Annotated in this window: 19 protein-coding genes and 1 other annotated feature; of the genes, 4 read left to right on the plus strand and 15 right to left on the minus strand. The window is 42.1% G+C overall.

Annotated features, from left to right (window positions below; genetic code table 11):
* Positions 1–83: 83 nt before the first annotated feature.
* A complete protein-coding gene (locus tag ACTHRG_RS21400; protein ID WP_076261918.1) occupies positions 84–362 on the plus strand; it encodes a YtzH-like family protein in 279 nt (92 codons plus the stop codon).
* Positions 363–365: 3 nt separating this feature from the next.
* Here ACTHRG_RS21400 and ACTHRG_RS21405 read toward each other — a convergent pair whose 3' ends face one another.
* The 5 genes from ACTHRG_RS21405 to thpR all read right to left on the minus strand — a co-directional run bounded on the left by ACTHRG_RS21405 (position 366) and on the right by thpR (position 6,380).
* Positions 366–1,139, minus strand: a complete 774-nt coding sequence (locus tag ACTHRG_RS21405) for a phosphotransferase family protein (RefSeq protein ID WP_076261915.1) — start codon at positions 1,137–1,139, stop codon at positions 366–368.
* 447 nt (positions 1,140–1,586) lie between these two features.
* Complete coding sequence (gene pulA, locus ACTHRG_RS21410; RefSeq protein WP_076261912.1) at positions 1,587–3,737, minus strand: type I pullulanase; 2,151 nt, start codon at positions 3,735–3,737, stop codon at positions 1,587–1,589.
* A 63-nt stretch (positions 3,738–3,800) separates the two neighbouring features.
* On the minus strand, positions 3,801–4,769 hold the full coding sequence (locus ACTHRG_RS21415) for a diacylglycerol/lipid kinase family protein (RefSeq protein WP_440231946.1): 969 nt from the start codon (positions 4,767–4,769) through the stop codon (positions 3,801–3,803).
* The gene (locus ACTHRG_RS21420) at positions 4,759–5,736 is read right to left on the minus strand and encodes a nuclease-related domain-containing protein (protein ID WP_076261908.1); all 978 of its coding nucleotides are present in this window, start codon (positions 5,734–5,736) and stop codon (positions 4,759–4,761) included. The genes ACTHRG_RS21415 and ACTHRG_RS21420 overlap by 11 nt, the downstream gene beginning before the upstream one ends.
* 65 nt (positions 5,737–5,801) lie before the next feature.
* Positions 5,802–6,380, minus strand: coding sequence for an RNA 2',3'-cyclic phosphodiesterase (gene thpR, locus ACTHRG_RS21425; protein WP_440231947.1), 579 nt, complete (start codon positions 6,378–6,380; stop codon positions 5,802–5,804).
* A 481-nt stretch (positions 6,381–6,861) separates the two neighbouring features.
* On the opposite strand from thpR, the gene cysK reads away from it, so the two are divergent.
* Positions 6,862–7,794, plus strand: a complete 933-nt coding sequence (gene cysK, locus ACTHRG_RS21430; protein ID WP_440231949.1) for a cysteine synthase A — start codon at positions 6,862–6,864, stop codon at positions 7,792–7,794.
* 49 nt (positions 7,795–7,843) lie between these two features.
* Here the strand turns inward: cysK and dat are convergent, their stop codons facing one another.
* From dat to ACTHRG_RS21455, 5 genes are all read right to left on the minus strand, one after another.
* Positions 7,844–8,713, minus strand: coding sequence for a D-amino-acid transaminase (gene dat / locus ACTHRG_RS21435; RefSeq protein ID WP_076261903.1), 870 nt, complete (start codon positions 8,711–8,713; stop codon positions 7,844–7,846).
* 84 nt (positions 8,714–8,797) lie between these two features.
* Positions 8,798–10,216 (minus strand): dipeptidase PepV, encoded by a 1,419-nt coding sequence (gene pepV / locus ACTHRG_RS21440; protein ID WP_440231951.1) that lies wholly within the window; start codon positions 10,214–10,216, stop codon positions 8,798–8,800.
* 97 nt (positions 10,217–10,313) lie between these two features.
* A complete protein-coding gene (locus tag ACTHRG_RS21445) occupies positions 10,314–11,492 on the minus strand; it encodes an ABC transporter permease (protein ID WP_440231952.1) in 1,179 nt (392 codons plus the stop codon).
* Positions 11,482–12,198 carry an ABC transporter ATP-binding protein gene (locus ACTHRG_RS21450; RefSeq protein ID WP_440231954.1) on the minus strand — a complete coding sequence of 239 codons (717 nt, stop codon included), beginning with the start codon at positions 12,196–12,198 and terminating at the stop codon, positions 11,482–11,484. The genes ACTHRG_RS21445 and ACTHRG_RS21450 overlap by 11 nt, the downstream gene beginning before the upstream one ends.
* Positions 12,199–12,304: 106 nt before the next feature.
* Positions 12,305–13,579 carry a M48 family metallopeptidase gene (locus ACTHRG_RS21455; protein ID WP_076261892.1) on the minus strand — a complete coding sequence of 425 codons (1,275 nt, stop codon included), beginning with the start codon at positions 13,577–13,579 and terminating at the stop codon, positions 12,305–12,307.
* Between the two features lie 455 nt (positions 13,580–14,034).
* On the opposite strand from ACTHRG_RS21455, the gene ACTHRG_RS21460 reads away from it, so the two are divergent.
* Positions 14,035–14,256, plus strand: coding sequence for a DeoR family transcriptional regulator (locus ACTHRG_RS21460; RefSeq protein ID WP_026041817.1), 222 nt, complete (start codon positions 14,035–14,037; stop codon positions 14,254–14,256).
* A gap of 64 nt (positions 14,257–14,320) precedes the next feature.
* On the opposite strand, the gene ACTHRG_RS21465 is transcribed toward ACTHRG_RS21460, so the two are convergent.
* Both ACTHRG_RS21465 and ACTHRG_RS21470 read right to left on the minus strand, forming a co-directional pair.
* The gene (locus tag ACTHRG_RS21465; protein ID WP_076261890.1) at positions 14,321–15,040 is read right to left on the minus strand and encodes a pseudouridine synthase; all 720 of its coding nucleotides are present in this window, start codon (positions 15,038–15,040) and stop codon (positions 14,321–14,323) included.
* A 91-nt stretch (positions 15,041–15,131) separates the two neighbouring features.
* Complete coding sequence (locus ACTHRG_RS21470) at positions 15,132–16,748, minus strand: putative polysaccharide biosynthesis protein (protein WP_440231956.1); 1,617 nt, start codon at positions 16,746–16,748, stop codon at positions 15,132–15,134.
* Positions 16,749–16,977: 229 nt separating this feature from the next.
* Between ACTHRG_RS21470 and ACTHRG_RS21475 the strand changes: the two genes are divergently transcribed.
* Positions 16,978–18,246, plus strand: coding sequence for an NAD(P)/FAD-dependent oxidoreductase (locus ACTHRG_RS21475; protein ID WP_076261886.1), 1,269 nt, complete (start codon positions 16,978–16,980; stop codon positions 18,244–18,246).
* Positions 18,247–18,276: 30 nt separating this feature from the next.
* On the opposite strand, the gene ACTHRG_RS21480 is transcribed toward ACTHRG_RS21475, so the two are convergent.
* The 3 genes from ACTHRG_RS21480 to leuS all read right to left on the minus strand — a co-directional run bounded on the left by ACTHRG_RS21480 (position 18,277) and on the right by leuS (position 21,453).
* Positions 18,277–18,459, minus strand: coding sequence for a sporulation protein Cse60 (locus ACTHRG_RS21480; RefSeq protein WP_076261883.1), 183 nt, complete (start codon positions 18,457–18,459; stop codon positions 18,277–18,279).
* A gap of 103 nt (positions 18,460–18,562) precedes the next feature.
* The gene (locus tag ACTHRG_RS21485) at positions 18,563–18,868 is read right to left on the minus strand and encodes a rhodanese-like domain-containing protein (RefSeq protein ID WP_076261981.1); all 306 of its coding nucleotides are present in this window, start codon (positions 18,866–18,868) and stop codon (positions 18,563–18,565) included.
* 167 nt (positions 18,869–19,035) lie between these two features.
* A complete protein-coding gene (gene leuS, locus ACTHRG_RS21490; RefSeq protein ID WP_440231957.1) occupies positions 19,036–21,453 on the minus strand; it encodes a leucine--tRNA ligase in 2,418 nt (805 codons plus the stop codon).
* A gap of 219 nt (positions 21,454–21,672) precedes the next feature.
* Positions 21,673–21,896, minus strand: a binding site (T-box leader).
* Between the last annotated feature and the right edge of the window lie 20 nt (positions 21,897–21,916).

The raw sequence follows: 21,916 nt of genomic DNA on the forward strand, positions 1-21,916 counted from the left end.
TGAATAAATAAAAAAGGAATCCACAACCTAAAAGTGAATTCCTTTTGCTTTTATTTTCAGATTCAAAAGAAAGGGTGTTTTTCATGCCGCTTGGACACCAGGATCAATTAAATTTATTAAAAGATATTTTAAGCAATCATCAGACAGATTGCTGTGGCTCTATTTCAGAATGTGAACAATTGGAACGCCTGGTTAAATCATTAATGATCAACGGAAACATTAAACAAAACGTAAAAACAGTATTAGAAGAAATTTATGAATACAGTCAGCATGGAATCAATTCTTCCCAATTGGATACCCACATTGAATCCCATCAGAATGATTTATCACAATGGGTACAGGATATTGATCAATTTTCGTAAATCTCAAAGAAGCTCATCCAGGTAAGAAAGCCACTTGTCCATTTCCTGGAATCGGAATTTATTTTTATGCCATTGGATAGATGTCAAAGTCTGTGCAATCACATACCATTTCATCCGGAGCAGCAAATCATCTGTCAATTGAATGCCATACCGCTCAAGCCAATTCGGCCATTCTTCTTTAGGAATGTACCAATATAGCAGCATGCCCAGGTCGATGGCGGGATCTGCTATCATGGCTCCATCCCAATCAATCAAGTACAGCTGGTTGTTTTCCGCAAGCAGCCAGTTGTTATGATTCACATCGCAGTGGCACACCGTATTTTCTTCACAGCGGATATGCGAGACTTCTTTTTTCAGGAAATCGACTGACTGAATAACAGCATCCTGCTCCTTCAGATCAAAGTCCAGCTCTTCCTCTATCAAATGCAGAAGAGTTTCAGGCTGCAGCGGAGACTTCCCCATTCTTGTCAGCATACCAAGCAGCGGCTTTGAAGAGTGAATCTTCCTCAAAAGCTTTGCCACGCTTTCCCGGTTCATGTCAGAAGCTTTCAGCTCCCGTCCATTAAGCCATTGCTGGGCAGTTATAACGTCCCCATTTTCCATTCTTTTTGTCCAGATAAGTTTCGGGACGATTCCTTCCGCAGATAGAACCGCCAGGAAAGGAGAAGAGTTTCTTTTAAGAAAAAGCCTCTGCTCATCATTCTTTGCATAAAAAGCTTCCCCTGTCGCCCCTCCGGCGGGAACAATCTCCCAGTCATGTCCAAATAAATGTTCCAAAATTGTTCACCTGCAATTTAGTAAGCCATTGGTTGTTAAATAGCTTGAGTTGAAAAATAAGCCCTGTTTTTTGCATCAAGACTTATTTTGCCATGGCCGATAAAAGGGCCGTTGCTTAGTAATGTTATGTTCTATTCGACTATAATGCATTTTCGCAAAATATAGCTGTTTATCAGGTTAATTAAGTAAAGCACCAATAATGCACAAAAGTAATAAGCAAATATAAAACCAGCCATGTAACGGGAACTTAAAAATAAAAAAAGAGCTATTGATGTAAGTTCCTCACAATAGCCATCTTTATAAATTTTATTCTTACTGGCTTTTTTCGTCAAGTGCAACTATTTAGGTTTACGGAATATCATCAGGAAAAATGATGTTTTTTCCGGTCGTTATATCAGTATTTTCTAATTAAGGGTAATGTTTGCAGAAAAAAGCAGCAGCCTGTTACTATTTTCTGCAAACCAGTACATATGAACTTAATGGCGGAATTGTCAATCTGGTGCTTATCTTGCGTATGGTGGAATTACCGGCGGTATGTTCATCAGCAATAAGGTCCCAATCCCCATCAGGAAGCAGGATTTCTTCTTCCGTCGCTGTAGGATTGATAATAACTGCTGCATGGCTGCACCCGGCATTTTGATCAGAGCTGGTTAAGACATAACCAATTAGCGGTTTTTTAATATCCATGAACTGCATGGAATTCCGGATTAATCCGGCATCGGCAAGCCTGAAAAGAGGAATTGACCTTCTAATGCTGATCATCCCTTTAATATATTCAACATTATTAAAATAACGTGATTTTCTCTCCCAGTCCAGTTGATTGATGGAGTCTGGAGCTCGGTAGCTGTTTCCATTCCCGCCTTTGGTCCGATAAAATTCCTGCCCGCTATGCAGAAATGGAATTCCCTGTGACAGGAGTACCATTACGGTTGCCAAACGGTGCTTTTTTTGCTGTGTAATCGAATCCGCATTTTCAGAACAAACCAGGATTTTATCCCATAGAGTGTGATTATCATGGGATTCCACATAATTTACTGATTGCGACGGGGAAAGGAAGATGCCTTTCTCCTTTTTTTCAAGGCCAATGCTTCCGGCCAATACCTGCTTCGCCGCATCATAGTAATGGTCATTCCCTAACGCATATCCTTTATCATATAAATTAAAGGTGCTGCCTTTGACGGAATCTCTGAACCAGTCATTGAATTGGCCGATTCCCGGCAGCTTTTCCTGATTGCGGATGCTTGCTTTCCGGTCTTCCGGTATAGGGGTATTCAAATCCCATCCTTCTCCAATGATAATGGCAGCAGGGTCAATTGATTCCGAAATTCTGTGAACCTCATTCATCGTTTCGATATCGAGGATACCCATCAAATCAAACCTGAAACCATCAATTTGATATTCCTTCATCCAGTATGATACAGAATCAGCAATGAATTTCCTGGCCATCAGGCGCTCAGAAGCAAAGTCATTTCCAACTCCGGTGCCATTTGAAGGCATTCCATATTGATCATGGCGGAAGAAATAGCCCGGTACGATTTTTTCAAAAGAAGAATGCTCACGAATATATACATGGTTGTAGACTACGTCCATTATGACTCTAAGCCCCTGGGAATGAACAGCCTGAATCAAAGCTTTCAACTCTCTAATCCGTGAATAGGGATCCAGGGGATTGGAAGAATAGCTTCCTTCCGGGACATTAAAATGGAGGGGATTATACCCCCAGTTGTATTCTTCTTTTGGACTTTCTTCATTTACACCTTCAAAGTCATGGACAGGCAGAAATTCAATGTGAGTTACACCGAGCTGTTTGACATATGACAGGCATGTCGGCTCCCCGTCACTGCCAACAGTGTTTGTCTCGCCTGCTCCCAGATATAGGCCTTTCTGTTGTGCCCCGCTCCCTGGATGAATGGTAAAATCCCTGATATGTGTTTCATATATAATAGCATCTGTCGGCTGATGGAGCGGTGGAAGCTCCGGCTTCTTTATTTTTGTACTTTCCAGATTGACGACAGCACCATATTCACCATTCATAGCCGAGGACACAGCATATGGATCTACAGCTTCTTTCCACTCCAGGTTAATGCATACCAGGAAAGAATAAAGAAAACGATCCAGGTCGCCGGTTACTTCACAGCTCCAGACTCCCTTCTCGCCTCTTGTCATCGGAAAAAGCTCCTCTTCCCCCTCCAATGCTTCTTTTAGCTTCAGCTTTACCATTGCGGCTGTCGGAGCCCAGAGCCTGAAGCATGTCTTTTCTTTGCTGTACGATATACCCAGTGGTCCGTCATAATAGAACTTCTCATCAAAATCACTTGTTCGAATGACCGCTCCGATTTGCAGGTCTGTTTTTCCGCCATACTCATCCATTATCCAGTATTGTTTCCCGAATTCCACATCATGGTCTATTTTGCATGTATATTTAACAGCGTCCTCAATCGGGCTGCTTTGCAATATGTCTACAGGAAACTCTTCCTCCACGTCTGAAAGGAGAGAGAAACCGGAAGAACGTCCCTGATGATAGCTGAAAGGAAGTAGAATCGTAATGATGTGCATTTCATCCAGGTATGCATTAAAAGTCCGTTCAATCGTTATCATTCCGAACTCAGCTCCTTTGCTTAGTAGGACGGTAATTTAAGAGCAGCTCTCTCCTAAAAATCATCACCCTTCTTTAACATATCCTTTAATTATTGAAATGAATTCCGGGCAAACAGTTGCTGAAATCGGTGTGCTGTCCATAACCTCGCCATCTGCGTGGGCAGGGATGGGGTGTGATGAACGAATGCTGATATTTTTGCCCTGCAGAATTGCGACTTCTTTAAATCCTATATGTCTCCCTTTGAAGACAGAGGCAAATACAAACAAAAGTTTAATCTTGGATATATTGTGGACTACCGTAACATTTAGAATTCCATCAAAAGGGTTTGCATCCGGAGAAATCTTCATACCGCCTCCGTAGAATGGCTGATTGGAAATAGTGATAAACCATGCTGACCTTATTTGATGTTTTTTTCCGTCAATGATGATTTCAAGATCAGAGCATTTATAGAAAAACAGCTCTTTTATAAGAAAGAGAGCGTATACAAATTGGCCCAGAGAAAGCTGATTCAAGATACCCTTCAACTTTGAACTGTTTACTTTCCGGGAAATCAGTGCATCAAATCCTGCACCCATATTATTAATAAAATATGTTGTTTTCCCATCAGTGTGTCTAATCATTCCGATATCGGCCTTCACAGGATGGCTGATTCCCTTAAGTATTGCGGTTAAAGATTCCTCCGGGTCTTTAGGGATATCAAAGCCCCGCGAGAAGTCGTTCCCGGACCCTCCTGGAATAAAACCGACAGTTACATTATGATGACCCGCCGCGCCATTCATCACTTCATGAACCGTTCCGTCTCCGCCCACAGCAACAAGATACAATCTTTGTCCGCCTGCCTGTTCTATATAAATCTTTGCCAATTCCCTTGCATGGCCGCAGTATTCTGTCCTGACTGCATAGTAAGAGATATTTGCCTTTTTCAGCATCTGCTCAACTTTTCCCCAGACTTTCAGGCAATAACCATTTTTCGCCTGCGGATTAATAATGAACATAAGTGGTTTATCCCCGTGGAACGTTTCAGGATTCATTCCGATTCTCCCACTCCAGCCTTTTGACTGATGCAGTCTGGCAATATTGAAGCAGTGCCTGTGCTCCTTTTAATTGAGCATGCTTGAGGGGAGAACGCTGACTTCTCATTGCCTGAAACCATTGATCATAGTTCCTTTTCTCGACCAGCTGCACATCTATCGGTGCTGCAGGATAATCAATATAGCCATTTCGCGTAAGAACAGCTTTTTTAACCGGCAATTCAATAGAATGAATTTCAAATATTTTTTGGATAATTTTTTCTGTTCTATTTAATGCAAGCAGTGGATTCAGGACTTTTTTTTCTTCCCCTTTCCCCTTTTTTATCCAGAATCTATCCTTTGAACCTGTGAATACCGCTGAATCTTCCTGCTCCAAAAAGCTGATGCACCATACCTCTGTCGGCCCTATGACAATAATTTCTGTTTCAACCGGAGCCCTTTTCAATAAAAAGATCGGATTATACATGACAAGATACGTATCCGGATATCTCTGCAGAAAGTACTTTAGCTTTTCATCATAATAGTAGTGCTTCTCGGGAAATGATTTCTCCGTTAGTGTAGAGGTTGCCCATTTCATCTGGAACCGGTAAAGCTGGTCCAGAAACTGGTGTTTTAGATTCTCAATTGTTTCTGGACGTACAGCAAAGGAGGCTTCAAATTCGAGCACGTCTTCCTCCTTTTTCACTTCATTTCCGGCAGCATCATATTCCTCAAATTCTTCATTCCTGCTCCGTTTTAATAACCCCTTTAGTTTTTCAATCAGCGGCTCTTTTTCTTCACCGGACCAGTCCGCTGTGCCCGCAGTATCATGCTGCGCGGATTGAGGGGTAAAGGATTCATTTGATTCCCACGCTTTATGCCATTTATCCCACTGCTGTTTTTTCAGCCTGACAAAACGGGAGGGATAAACAAAAATGTCCTGCTGGTAACGTGATACATAATCCTGCAATTTAATTAACTGTCCCATTCTCCTAGCCCTGCTTTCGTAAATAACTTTCTATCTATCATTTACTTTTTAAGTATGTAATTATTTTATTCCGCCAAAAGCGGAAAGATGGCAATGCTTTCATATTTCGGCGATTTATCCAGATGAGTTTGATATAGAACAACTTCTGAAGCCTCAAACTCCAGATGCCCGTCTTTAAAAGGACTGTTAACATCGAGCAGACTTTGCTGAAATGGACCAGTGCCGGCCCATTTTCTTGCCATGGTGATATGAGGCTTAAACGGCCTTGTCTCCAGCTCAAATCCCGCTTCCTGACAGGCTGAATATACTTTCAATCTTAAGTCTTGAAGATGTTTGTCCTGCTGTGTTCCACACCAGAAAATTCTTGGCGCGTCTTGTTTTCCGAATACGCCAAGTTTGCATATGTACAGCGGAAAACTCTTTTCGTTTTTGATGGAATCAGCGATAAGACTGGATGCTTTCTGCAGTTTTTCTTCGGGGGCCGATCCAAGGAATGCTAAAGTAATATGATAATCTTCATGATGGACCCAGCGGCTAAAAGGCAGTTTGAGACTTGCACATTCCATATATTCCTTCAATTTTTTCTTTGTTTCAACCGGCAATTTCACCGCAAAGAAAAAATGAGCATTCATTTGTTTGGACATTTGATATTCCTCCATATTTCCACTTATTTTAACAAACATCTGTTGAAATTGGCAGATACTTTCTGTTTATCCTCTTATTTTTGTCTTCCTTCCAATTCCTTTTGATTTGATTGGAATAGTCTGTTTTAGTATGATGGATATAACGGATAGGTATAGATTTCCTTTATCAGGGTGAAATTAAACAAATGGACATAAAGTGAAACTTCAATCAGCGGGGGGTTCTTTATCCCCACTGATTGTTAGTTGAGGCCCACAGGAAGTGGGTCACAAAGACGTTGCCACAGGACGTGGCGTTCTTAGTCTTTGTTCTTCTTTTCGGCCTTTACGGTCAGTTTGACCCTCACTTACCTCCTTTGATTCCTCTGAGTCTTGAGTGGGGGTCTTACTGACCGTTAGACTGCGATAAAATAACAAAGATAATAATTCTATATAGTAAACTTCCTTGTTATTAAATAAAGTCATTTTTGAAAGGGAGAGTCAGATGAAAGTTGTCAACAATCTTGCGGACTTAATTGGAGATACTCCACTTGTGAAATTAAATAAGCTGGCACCTGAAAATGGCGCAAGCATTTATGCAAAGCTTGAATTCTACAATCCAAGCCGCAGTGTAAAAGACCGCGCGGCATATAATATGATTATCGAAGCGGAGAAAGCAGGCAAATTAAAACCTGGTTCAACCATTATTGAACCAACAAGCGGGAACACCGGCATCGGGCTGGCAATGAATGCAGCTGCACGCGGCTATAAAGCCATCCTGGTTATGCCTGATACTATGACGGCAGAGCGCATCAACCTTTTGAAAGCATATGGAGCAGAAGTTGTCCTGACTCCTGGAGATGACAAAATGCCCGGTGCTATTAATAAAGCAAATGAACTGGCTGAGGAGATTCCAAACAGCTTTGTGCCGATGCAATTTGAAAATAGCGCTAACCCTGATGCACACCGCCATTCAACTGCCATCGAAATTATTGAGGCTATGAAGGAAATCGGCAAACCACTGTCTGCCTTCGTTGCCACGGCAGGTACGGGCGGGACGATTACCGGCACAGGTGAAGTTCTGAAAGAGCATTATACGGGGTTGGAAGTGCATGTAGTGGAGCCAAAAGGCTCGCCCGTCCTATCAGGCGGAAAGCCTGGCAGGCACAAGCTTGTCGGCACAAGTCCCGGATTTGTTCCGGAAATTCTCAATACCGATGTTTATGATGAAATCCATCAAATCAAAGATGAAGAAGCATATGATACCACACGCAGAATGGCAAGAGAAGAAGGGATATTAGTCGGTCCATCCTCAGGAGCTGCCTGCTATGCCGCCATCCAGGTTGCAAAAAGGCTAAAGCCGGACGATGTTGTCGTATTCATTGTCTGCGATACTGGAGAAAGATATCTTTCAAGCGATCTGTTTCAGTTTGAATAAGCTAAGGTAAAAGACCCCAGAAAAATTCCTGGGGTCTTTCGTTTAAGTATTATCTAATTTTAACCGTCAAGCTGCCGCACTGTTTTTCAATTGACTCTTCAAAAAGGTTCTGTAATTTATTTGTGATTGGTCCTGGACTTCCATTTCCAATCAGCTTTCCTTCAATCTCGATAATCGGAGTAACTTCGGCTGATGTGCTGGACATAAAGACTTCATCTGCGGCCAGTAAATCTTCCTTAGTAAAAGCTGATTCTTTAAGTGCTATTCCAGTTTCCCTGCAGATCTCATTGATCTTGCGGCGGGTAATGCCATTTAAGATCAAATTTGTTGCAGGGTGTGTATAAAGTGTTCCATCCTTTACAATGGCTATATTGGAAGAACTTCCCTCAGTCACCGTATCTCCGCGATGCTGAATGGCTTCAAAGCTGCCTGATTGGGCTGCTTTTTGCTTCGCCATGATGTTGCCCAGCAAATTCAGGCTCTTTATATCACATCGCAGCCAGCGGATGTCTTCAATCAGAATAGCTTTAACGCCATTTCTCATTGATTCAACCGGCCTTGTGGTTTCACGTGTATAGGCGGTAAGCACCGGTGCAACATCTGCACCAGGATATGCATGGTTTCTAGGAGAAGTCCCCCTGGAAAATTGCATATAAACAATACCCAGTTCAAGATTATTTCTCTCAATCATCTCTATAAGCATCTGTTTAAGCTGATCCTTGGAATAAGGAATGTTCAGCTCTATTTTCTTGCCGCTTTCAAGAAGCCTTTCAAGATGCTCATCTGCTGTAAACATTTTCCCGTTATAGACGCGGATTACTTCATAGACGCCATCACCAAATTGATAGCCGCGATCCTCAATATCGACTTTCGCTTTTGAACGTTCGATCAAATCACCATTCAAAATGACATATTCCATTTCCCGACACTCCCTGTATATGATTTGTATGTCTATCTGTCTGCTGTATGTAAAATCTTTCAGCCATCATATCAGGTTTCAAAGTTATTTCGCAAGTTCATAAATCGCCTGTGCATAAATGGCTGCAGCCTTTAACAAATCCTCAATAAACATATATTCATCTTTTTGATGTGCGACATCTTCCCTGCCTGGGAAGAGCGGGCCAAATGCAACTCCTGATTTCAATGAGCGTGCATATGTCCCCCCGCCAATGGATAAAAGCTCTGCCTTTTCGCCAGTCTGCTGTTCGTATACTTTCTTCAGTGTTTGAATCAAAACATCATCTTCTTCCACATGATGAGGCTTGGCATCTGAGAAATTCTCCAATCTGAAATGTTCGTTTTCGATTAGAGACTCAAGCTTGTTTTTCGTTTCTCCCATATCATTTGTAACGGGATAGCGTACATTAAATCCTAAACGGCCGCCATTTTCCTTCGTATATGAAAGTTTGCCTACATTGATGGTTAAGTCGCCTGTAATATCATCCGTGCATGCAATGCCAAGCTTTCTTCCTCTGGAATCATCACATAAGTATTGTGAAACAAACTGAAAATATTGACATGCCTTCTCATCCAGCTGAAGAGAAGCCAGGAATGATGCCATCAGTATACCGGCATTTTTCCCATTATCAGGCTCCATCCCATGTGCTGAGACTCCCTGGAGTTCGAGGATCAGCTCGCCATTATCTATGTAATACTTGCCTTCAAGCTCTGTCTTTTTCAGGAAATTAATATACCTTTGCACCACTTCAGTATGTTCAAGGTGAACCACAAGACTGGCTTTTGCAAAATCAGGAACCATGTTATATCTTCTTCCTGCCTGGAAATAGACAACCTCTGCCAATACTTCTCTGTCTGCTTCTTCGGTGTATCCAATTTGGACAAGATCAAAATCAGAGATGCCTTTTTCAGCATAAATAATTGGGAAATCTGCATCCGGAGCAAATCCAATGGAAGGCATTTCTTCGTGTTTGAAATAATGCTCCACACAGCGCCAGTCGCTTTCTTCATCTGTTCCGATAATCATTCGGACCCGTTTGCTTAAAGGCAGCTCTAATTCCTTCACAATTTTCATGGCATAATAAGCAGCCATCGTTGGGCCTTTGTCGTCAATCGCCCCTCTGGCAAAGATTTTTCCATCGCGAATCTCTGCACCAAACGGGTCGCTTGTCCATCCATCCCCTTCTGGAACCACGTCAACGTGACAAAGTACTCCAACAATTTCTTCGCCTTCGCCGAATTCCAGATGACCAGCCAGACTGCCGACGTTTTTTGCAGTGAATCCATCCTTTTCACCAAGTGCAAGCATGAAATCAAGCGCTTCTTTTACACCTTCACCAAGGGGAGCATCATCTGTTGCATTCTCTTCGTCCAGCAGACTTCTGATTCTTAAAAGGTTTTGAGTATCCTTTATTAATTCATCTTTTCTCTTATTAACCTCTTTTTGCCAATCTAATACGTTCATACAGTTGCCTCCTTAACTTGAACATTTATGATTTCCCCATTATAACCCATTTTGTCCGCCTTTTGCTCATGGGATAGTTTAATGAAACATACATTTATTATGCATCAGGAAAGCTGAACCTTGCCAAGACGAGCGTTGAGGCGCTTAAAAACAGCCCTAACAGTAAAATGGCGAGGAGGAAAAGGGCTAAGACGGTTCTATTTCTCGAAGTAAAGTAAAAATCCTTTTCACTGTATTTTTTAGTAAAGGGATGAGACATAATCGCTTTATCCCAAGTAAGGGAGAGCCAAGAATACATCAGGAAAAGAAAGACACCTGATACAATCACTTTTATCCATAGAGGCGGTATAAGAAGAATGCCGGCAGCGCTCACGGAAATGATTTGAAAATAACCGAAAATATACGAGGGGTTTCGAATAAAAATCTTTAAAAATAATTCCGCCAGTCCCGTTATGGGTGTTCTCTTATTAAAGATCCGTCTGGAGTTTCTGAATAATAGCGGTTTTGTCCGCATTGAAACAACGGGCTTTTCCAGATCAGGAGCCATCATAAAAATCCATTTTATATACTTTGTTTTTTCTTCTTGTTCAAGCATAACCTCAAATTCTAAGGACGAGATTTTTTTCAGCATCTGGGAAGCTGTTATTAATGCACCGGAAAGCAGCACTGCTGATGCAATTATAACCGGAAATTCTGCACCGATAGACCAGAGTGAATATACAAGCTGGCTGAACCAGCTTAAGAGTACAAACAGCAAAAAGGTAATCACATATCTTTTTAATTTCCCTTCAATCCTTTTCAAAAAATAAGAAACTATCATAATAGACCATTTCAGTGAGATGAAAAAGAGCAGGAAGACAGCAATTTGGTTCCATTCCAAAAGATATCTATTCTTTAAAAAGGGAAGAAAAACAGCAATCATCGCTGCTGTACCCATTGCTTGAAAAAATAATGAGTAAACAAATCCCCATGTTCTCATTCCCATAAAGAGGGTCTTATTTTTCACCAGAAATACCTTATCTGCCTCTAATACAAATGGACGGAAATTTCCCATCCATGAAAAAATATAGAACAGAAAGAACAGGAGAAACAATGGCAGGCCAGCAATCCATTCCGGAGTTTCCAGCCACCAGGAGCGATAGATCATTCCAAAGATGACAGTTCCCGGAACAATGAGATAGACCATAATGGTCCAATCTGCAATGGAACGGAAAATACCAAACTGATAACTCCAGCTGTCTATTAGCCTTCTGAGAAAGAGAGAATTATTTTTCATTGCGGTTCCCCTCTGCGATCTGATGAAAACATTCATAAAGTGACCCAGCGGGAAGACCGCATTGCCGCCTGATATCAGTTAATGTGCCTGAAGCCTTCAACTGCCCCTCATGCACAATTAAGAAGCGGCTGCATACTTTCTCTGCCGTATCCAGAACATGCGTGGACATGAGAATGCCTGCGCCTCTTTGCCTTTCCCGATCAATTGATTCCAGAAACAGTTTCATTGCATTAGGATCCAGCCCAATAAACGGTTCATCAATGATATAGACATCCGGATCGGCAATCATCGCAAGTATCAGCATAGCCTTTTGCTGCATTCCTTTTGAATAAGTCCCGGGAAACTTGTGAGCATGTTCAGACAGATTATACTCTTTTAAGAGCTCCTCTGCTTTCTTCTTATAATGGAATTCCGGCAATCCTTCCACTGCCGCTGTAAAATCCAGGTGTTCCCACAGTGTCAGCTCATCATAAAAAATAGGCCGTTCCGGGATATAGGAATATTTCACTCCCTGCTTAAATTCCACTGCTCCCTTTTTATGCTCCATCAATCCCAGAATCGTTTTTATCGTTGTGCTTTTTCCAGCGCCGTTTGGCCCTATAAGGCCGATTAATTCCCCTTCCTGCAAATCAAATCGAATATTATGTATGATCGGTTTTTCATTTTCATAGCCTGCAGATGCAATTTCCACGTTTAATAGATTCATTTTCTCTCCTCCTGACTATACATACGAATATCACTGGAAAAAGTTTGCACTAATTTAATATTTTTAAGCCATAAAAAAAACTGCCCCTTCAAAGAGGCAGTTTTTTTTATGGCTGGAGGATTTCCATTAATTCTATATTTTCAAAGTCCTTTGCGTAATCATAGGCTGTATAGCCCTCGGCATCTTTCACAGAGGGATCAGCGCCATACTCCAGAAGCAGCGCAGCCATTTCAATATCATCATTAAACACTGCACTCATTAAAGGAGAGGTTTGATAGTTATCGATTACATTAGGGTTAGCCCCACTTTCAAGCAGAAGAGCAGCGCTGTCATACTGGCCATAAGAAACAGCCCAATGTAAAGCAGTAGTGCCGTCTGCATCTGTTTCCTCAATATCCGCACCATCAGTCAATAATGTGTGAACCATGTCAGTATCATTTTCGCTCGCTGCGTTCATTAGTGCGGTGGCACCTTCAATACCCATAACCGTTTCAGTCCATAAATCCATTTTTTCAAGTGTTTTAAAACCAAACCAGAGTCCTGCGGATAAAATCGTCAAAGACAGGACTGACACTGCTGCACCAATCCAAACTCTGCCCTTCGGTTCTTTTAATTCAATTGTAGATTCATTGGCAAAAAATTTTGATAGGGCATATATTCTTTTTGGCAAGTGCGGATGCGTGGATAGTTTTTCATTCAGCCAGACAAAAAATCCGGTTTCTGTTTGAAGCTGCTCCATATATGCCTGTTTATTGACCTTAGGATAAAGGTCTTTTCCAATGGCAAGCATGGTTAAAGCATCCCTTGATGCTTCAAAGGATTTTATATAAAAGGCAGCATAACGATCACATGTATACTCGCAAGCTCTCAGGTACGCATTCCCCAGGAATGGAACCCACATAGCAGGAAGGAGCAGGAGACTTATGATAACATGTTTTCTTTTTAAATGAGCGAACTCATGGGCCAGGACGAACAGCACTTCCTTTTCAGCTCCCCGCTCAACCAGCTCAAAAATACCAGAATATAAGACAACCATATTTCTTCTGAAAAATCTGGTGGCAAAGGCATTTAGAACCCCTTCAGACTCAATTACGTAAATATCCGGCAGATCCTGCAGACCCATTTCCTTCGCAGTCATTACTGCTTTTTCAAAAATCTCCGGAAACTGTTTCTCACTTATTCTTACCCCGTTTCTTCTGATGCCGCCCATCATAATCCCATGGAACAAGAGAGATACAAGGATCAAAGTTAAAATAATAACAATCCCAATAATAGAAAATGCGAGAAAAATATAAGACACAATACTAAATAAGGCAACAAATGCAAAATAAATACTTTCCTTCGGGTATACCAGGCGATCTCTCAGAGTGTGAGCTTCCATAACTTTTCTTCCTTTCAATCTTACTTATAAATATACCAATTGATTATAATCAAAAAACATATTTTAGGATATAGGGAAATCCAGAACATATTTTAGAATTTTCTGTCATATTACAAACCCCTTCTGCCATAAGGTATAGTAAATAATGCTTTTCGCATCGAAGTTTAATCGCAGTAATTTAGGGAATTAAACATACATTAAAAAAAGGGGGAACGCAAAGACTAAAAAAAGAAGCACCATTATAAATATTTTGTAAAATTTTAACCTTGAAGTAGAAATAATCAGATAATAACGTTACAATATAGTCAGAGGTATGACATCTTGACTAAAAACAAGAGTATAAAGGGGTTGTCTGGGGAAAAGAAAACTACATACGATTGAAGGTTAACCTTCAATGTAGCTGTCGGTTGCAGAAAATTGCCATGGGGTTTGAAAAAAGGATAGGGAGTGGTTTTTTGAAACCTTCAACTAACCGGATGTTAAACCGTGTAAAATCCGTCTACATGTTTATAAGTAAGCGCGGAACTGTAACAACTCAGGAGCTTGTAGAGGAATTTGGCATCACTCCTCGCACCATTCAAAGAGATTTAAATGTCCTCGCCTACAATGACTTGGTTAAGAGTCCGAGCAGAGGCAAATGGACTATTACTCAAAAGAAAGTAAAGATGTCATCTTAATACTCAAAGCAAAACCAGCATAATAAATAAAAAATCGCCCTGCTCTCAGGGCGATTTTTCTGTCTTATCCCACTTCATAATTCATCAGCTTATCAAGCTCTTCTTCCGTCAATTCCCGATATTCTCCCAATTCCAATGTCTCATCCAGCTCGAGCGGGCCCATGGAAAGTCTCTTTAAGTAAATGACTCTTTTTCCCACAGCTTCGAACATCCTTTTCACTTGATGGAACTTGCCTTCTGTTATTGTTAATTCTATATCAGAGGTGATGCCGGACTTAAGAATTTTTAATGTCCCAGGCTTAGTTTCATAGCCATCATCCAATATAACCCCTTTTTGAAATGCGGCTATATCCTCTGCTGTAACTTCACTGTCTATGACTGCAAAATAGGTTTTGGGGACATGTTTTTTGGGTGAAAGCAGGCGATGGGACAGCTGGCCATCATTCGTAAGCAGCAAAAGCCCTTCTGTATCCTTATCGAGACGCCCTACCGGAAAAGGAGAAAACACAAGATCTTCCATTTCGAGCAGGTCCACCACGGTCTCAGATTGTGAGTCCTCTGTTGCGGAAATGACGCCAGGCGGTTTGTTCATCATTAAATAAATGAATTCCTTGTATTCAACTTTTTCGCCGTTGATGACAACGGCATCCTGTTCAGGATCTACATGGTGTTTTGGATCCTTTACTTTCTCATCATTAACGGTTACTGCTCCATCCTTTAATAGCTTTTTAACATCCTTGCGGCTGCCGTAGCCGAGATTGGCGAGCATTTTGTCTATTCTCATAATGACCCTCCTCTGAAATATTTCTGAATGAGCGAAAGCTTTTACAAACTTCCTCTTTAAAAAGGCCCCCATCATGGAGACCTTTTATTTTTTATGCTTTCAGTCTTAATTTCTTCAGCATTCTATCAACCCTTGATCCGAACAGGAGATAGATTAGTTTTGTTCTGAAGCTTAGGTAGAAATAGACTCCGGCTCCTGCTGCTGCGCAGATGATGACAATAATGACAGCCCCGACACTGGATGCAGGCGATAAGAAGCTGGTGGTAATTTGATAAACCAAGCCTGCAGCAATGTACATGCATGCAGTAAATAATACAATCAGCGTACCTCGTCTTAAGACAAGCTTGAATGGATATTTTGCATATGTTTTTATTACATACAGGTTAATTAAGATCGCCGCAATATAGCCAAGTGCAGTTGCAAATACGGCTCCCTGTGTTTCGAACATTTTTATGAGCGGAATATTCAATGACAGCTTTACAAGCAGGCCTGTCAGCAAACCCAAAATGGTGAAACGCTGTTCATTGATTCCCTGCAGAATGGCTGCTGTTACCGAAAAATAAGCAAAGAGAATCGCTACCAGTGCGTAAGTTCTTAACACTTCAGTACCCAAATCTTTATGCTCATAGAATAGAGTAAAAATGGGCTCTGCGAGCAGGGACAATCCTGCCACGGCAGGAAGAGTCAGAAATAATAGCACCTGGAACGTCTGGTTCAGCTGGCGGTTTAAGTCAGCCCGGTCTTCTTCCATGAATGCTTTCGTCACACTCGGCACAAGTGTCAGCGAGAAGGCTGTGGCAAGTGAGACAGGAATGATGACCAGCTTATGGGTCTCAAAGTTCAGAACAGAAAAGGCTGCTACAGCATTGCCTGCTTCGCCAATAGCGTCCATCGCCCTTTTAAATGTAATCTGATCGATGAATTGAAAGAGCGGATTTGCAAGACCCACAAACACAAAAGGTGCAGCATAAAGAATGATTTCTTTATATATTCCCTTGAGAGAGATGTCCACTGTTCCTTTATCTTCTTCAAGCATTTTATCCAAATGCGGCTTGCGCTTATACCAATACCAGAATAACACCCCGAGGCTACCGAGTCCTCCTATAAAGGCAGCAAAAGTTGCGACACTGATTGCCGTAGTGATAGAGCCTTCCATAACATTTAAAACGACATATGCACCCGCAAGCACAAACAGGATGCGGACAATCTGCTCCACCACCTGTGAAACCGCAGTAGGCCCCATGGACTGGTGCCCCTGGAAAAATCCTCTTATCAGACTCATGAAGGGAATAATAATCAAGGCAAATGATACTGCTCTGATAACGGTTGTTACATCTTCAACACTTACCTCCACATCTTCCCCTGCCAGGGTCATTTCGGCAACCGTTGGAGCAAGGAAGAACAGGAGCAGGAAGGAGATGACTCCGCTTGCCGTCATGATCACCAAACCTGACTTGAACAGCTTTCTGCCGACAGCATACTCCTCTATTGCATTATATTTAGAGATAAACTTTGAAACTGCCAGCGGAACCCCTGCAGTTGCGATACTAATAAAGATTGTATAAGGTGTATACGAAAAGGAATAAAGGGCTGTCCCTTCCTTACCGACTATTTGATAAAAAGGAATAACATAAAACAAACCAAGAACCTTCGAAATAATGGTGCCAAGCGTAAGGATGAAGGTTCCCTTTAAAAGCTTAGATGACATATAATCCCTTCCTTAAAAAAGCTGCGCAGTAATCTAGAACTGTATATGAATGCCGAGCTGCGTTCGTCATTTTTCTATCTTTTTAGACACACTATTTGTAGTGTACTCTTCTTGCCGGGGAAATTCCACTTGCAATACCGTATAATGAAGGATTATTTTTAGAAATAGGATATTTGATTTATAATGAATCTATTGTTTACTTAGCGAATTTAGATAAGTTGGTGAAACCATGAAATATGATGTAATAGTGATAGGCGGAGGTCCTTCGGGATTGATGGCAGCAATCGGTGCTGCGGAAAAGAAGGCAAAGGTCCTTCTCATTGACAAAGGAAACAAGCTTGGCAGGAAGCTTGCCATTTCCGGCGGAGGCCGGTGCAATGTCACAAACAGGCTCCCAGTAGATGAAATCATTAAGCATATTCCCGGCAATGGGAGATTTTTGTACAGTGCATTTTCCATCTTCAGCAATGAAGATATTATCCGCTTCTTTGAGAATTTGGGAATTGAGCTGAAAGAGGAAGATCACGGGCGGATGTTTCCCGTTACCGACAAAGCGCAATCGGTTGTTGATGCCTTAATTTTAAGGCTGAGGGAACTGAAGGTCGATATCAAAACAGACAGCCCGATCCAGGATGTTCACTATGAAAATGGCAGGGTGAAATCGGTAGAATTAAAAACAGGCGATGTTTATGAAGCAGACTCTGTTGTGATAGCCGTCGGAGGAAAATCAGTCCCTCACACCGGCTCAACCGGAGACGGCTATGCATGGGCGGAAAAAGCAGGCCATACAATTACAGAGCTTTTTCCAACTGAGGTCCCGCTGACATCTTCAGAGAGCTTTATTAAAGAAAAAGCGCTGCAGGGATTGTCGCTCCGAAGCGTGGCACTTAGTGTTCTAAACCCTAAAGGAAAAGCGCTCATAACGCATCGGATGGATATGATTTTCACCCATTTCGGCATTAGCGGCCCGGCGGTCTTGCGCTGCAGCCAGTATGCGGTGAAAGCGATGAAGAAGTGGAATTTGAAAGAAGTAACCATGAACCTGGATGCACTCCCGGATACAAAGGAAGAACCTCTTTTTCAGGAAGTGTCCAAAAAGATTAAAGAAGAACCGAAAAAAATCATTAAAAACCTATTAAAAGGGCTTCTTCCGGAAAGGTATCTTTTGTTTCTTCTTGAGCAGAACGGAATTGATCCATCTGCGCAAGGGGCTGTTATTTCCAATGAAAAAATCAGAAGCTTTGTTAAGGGCTGCAAATCTTTTCAGTTTAAAGTAAACGGCACTTTGCCTCTCGATAAAGCCTTTGTGACCGGCGGAGGTGTTTCCGTCAAAGAAATCGAACCGCAGACAATGGCTTCAAAAATGATGGAAGGTCTTTTCTTCTGCGGAGAAATTTTGGATATCCATGGCTACACAGGCGGTTACAATATCACTTCGGCACTTGTAACAGGCCGGTTAGCCGGATTAAACGCAGCTGTATCTGCACATACCGTGTAATAAAAATAGAGCCTGATGCATTAGAATACATTAGGCTCTATATATAACCATGGCAGTAAAACAATAAATCTGTTCGTCTTCATCCTCATGCACTGCGGCCACATTATATTTGATATCCAGAAGTTTTTTCTCCTCAATTTTCTCCAGAAAATGATTCATATCCTTTTCCAGGTCTTTTTCATGCTCATGATCGAATAACTTTACCTTAATCATAGAGTTCTTTCCTCCCAGTATTTTTTACTAGCTTGGACAATTTTCGGAATTTTTAAAATAACATTCCAAAAAAAAACGAAGCCTAATTGGCCCCGTTTGTAATTTATTCTGTTTTCCCCTGCCAGTCCAGCATGCCGCCAGCCATATTGCGAACCTTATATCCTTGTTCCTGCAAGTAATGACAAACATTTCCGCTGCGGCCGCCAGAGCGGCAGATAATGATGTACTCAGTGTCTTTATCAAATTTATCAAGATTCTCAGGAATCGTGCCCATGCGGATATGTCTGGCTCCAGGAATCATTCCGGATGCCACCTCTTCATCTTCCCTAACATCTACAAGCTCGGGCTTCTCTCCAGCCTCCAGCTTTTTTTGCAATTCATCTGTGGTAATCTCTTCAATACGATCCAATTCTAACACCCTTTCCGGAAATCTTTTTAAATAGCACTTTGCATCTGCTAATGCTGCCACTCCTATAATACCCTATATGGCACAAAAAAAAAAAATGAGAAGTTTCTTTAACACAAATACAAAAAAACCACCCCTGATCAACTAGAGGTGGTTTCATCTCATATAACTTAATTTGCAACGATGTTTACAAGCTTGCCCGGTACTGCAATAACTTTACGGACAGTTTTTCCGTCAATTTGCTCTTTTACTTTTTCATCACCCATTGCGATTTGCTCCAACAGGTCTTTTTTAGCATCGGCCGGTACCATTAGTTTCGCTTTTACTTTGCCGTTGATTTGAATAACGATTTCGACCTCGTCATCCACCATTTTGGCTTCATCAAATGCCGGCCAGGCTTCATAAGCAATGGACTCATCATGGCCGAATTTTGACCAAAGCTCTTCTGAAATATGAGGAGCGATTGGTGAAAGCATTTTAACAAAACCTTCTGCAAAAGTTTTTGGAAGCACATCTGCTTTATAAGCTTCGTTGATGAATACCATCATTTGAGAAATAGCTGTGTTAAAACGAAGTCCTTCGTAGTCCTCAGTTACTTTTTTCACCGTTTGGTGGTAAACCTTTTCAAGACTGCTGCCTTCATCAATGTCCTGAATTCCCGGGCTTAATTCACCAGTCTCTTCCACAAACAAACGCCAGATGCGGTCAAGGAATCTTCTAGAGCCATCCAATCCATTTGTAGACCAGGCGATGGAAGCTTCAAGCGGCCCCATGAACATTTCGTACAGGCGAAGAGTATCTGCACCATGGCTCTCTACGATTTCATCCGGATTAACGACATTGCCTTTTGATTTACTCATTTTCTCATTGTTTTCCCCAAGAATCATACCCTGGTTAAATAGCTTTTGGAACGGTTCCTTCGTATGGACAACTCCCACATCGTAAAGGACCTTGTGCCAGAAGCGGGCATATAGAAGGTGAAGAACCGCATGTTCAGCTCCTCCAATATATATATCAACCGGAAGCCATTCTTTTAATTTCTCGGGATCTGCAAGAGCTTCACTATTTTTTGGATCAATATAGCGAAGGTAGTACCAGCAGCTGCCTGCCCATTGCGGCATTGTGTTGGTTTCCCTGCGGCCTTTTTTGCCAGTTTCCGGATCCACTACATTAACCCAATCATCGATATTGGCCAATGGTGACTCACCAGTGCCGGATGGTTTGATCTCCGTTGTTTTTGGAAGCACTAATGGAAGCTGATCTTCCGGCACGGCAGTCATTGTGCCATCTTCCCAGTGGATGACTGGAATCGGCTCGCCCCAATAGCGCTGGCGGCTGAATAACCAGTCACGAAGACGGTAAGTAACCTTCTTAGTGCCAATACCTTTTTCTTCAAGCCAGGCAATCATTTTCTCAATAGCGTCCTCTTTGTTTAATCCATCAAGGAAACCTGAGTTTACATGCTCGCCATCGCCAGTGTATGCTTCTTTATCAACATCTCCGCCAGCAACGACTTCTTTAATAGGCAAATCAAATTGCTTGGCGAACTCATAGTCGCGCTCGTCATGTGCCGGAACCGCCATGATGGCACCCGTTCCATAGCTGACTAAAACATAATCTGCAATCCAGATCGGCATTTTTTCGCCGTTGGTCGGATTAATCGCATACGCACCAGTGAAGACACCCGTTTTTTCTTTAGCAAGATCTGTCCGCTCAAGATCGCTCTTGCTCTTTACTTTGTCAATGTAAGCCTGAACTGCTTCTTGCTGGCCCTCAGTTGTGATCTTATCAACAAGCGCGTGCTCTGGAGCAAGTACTGCATATGTTGCACCATATAATGTGTCAGGACGTGTTGTGAAAACAGTGAATGTGCCATCATGACCTTCAATATTGAATGTCACTTCTGCTCCTTCAGAGCGTCCGATCCAGTTGCGCTGCATATCTTTCAGGCTCTCTGGCCAATCCAATAGATCAAGATCTTCAAGCAGGCGATCCGCATAAGCCGTAATTTTCAGCATCCACTGTCTCATTGGGCGGCGTTCTACAGGATGGCCTCCGCGCTCGCTTTTTCCGTCGATAACCTCTTCATTTGCAAGTACTGTTCCAAGTGCAGGACACCAGTTAACAGCTACTTCATCGATATAAGCAAGCCCTTTTTCATAAAGCTTTAAGAAGATCCATTGAGTCCATTTATAGTATTCAGGGTCTGTTGTGTTTACTTCACGATCCCAGTCATAGGAGAAGCCTAACGCCTTAATCTGGCGGCGGAAGGTGTTGATATTCTGTTCTGTGAATTCTGCCGGGTCATTCCCTGTATCAAGTGCATATTGCTCTGCAGGCAAGCCAAATGCATCCCAGCCCATCGGATGAAGGACATTATAGCCCTGCATGCGCTTCATGCGGGAAAGGATATCTGTTGCCGTATATCCTTCCGGATGGCCAACGTGAAGACCAGCGCCTGAAGGATATGGGAACATATCAAGCGCATAAAACTTGCGCTTGCCTTTATCTTCAGTTGTTTTGAATGTTTTATTTTCTTCCCAGTGGCCTTGCCACTTTTTTTCAATCTGCTGATGATTGAAACTCATTTTTGTTTCCTCCTATTAATGAAAGTAAAATCAGGCTCTCTCCTTCTAAACCGTTGTTTAGCTTATGAATAATGCCCGTTGATTTCCGCTGCGGACACTTGATTTCCGCTGCGGACACTTGCTTTCCGCAGTGGAAAGCAATTCAGAAAGTTAAACTTAGTCTGTAAGAAACATGTCTTATGAGACAGCCTAAAAAAAATAAAAAACCCCTCATCCCAAAAAAGGGACGAGAGGATTATGTATAAATCTCCCGCGGTACCACCCACATTAGTGAACATGTCACTCGCTTCATTCATCCTTAACGCGGAAAACGGCAAGCATTACTGGTATTTCACACTTGCTGCTCAAAGGCGAGTTCATGATGTGCCCGGCTGACTTGCACCTGCCGTCAACTCTCTTAAAACGGGCGCTGCACCACTACTGCTCCTTATCTAAGCATTTTAGTATAAGAATATGACTATTG

This window comes from Cytobacillus sp. SAFR-174, assembly GCF_051964675.1.
Taxonomy (GTDB): Bacteria; Bacillota; Bacilli; order Bacillales; family Cytobacillaceae; genus Cytobacillus.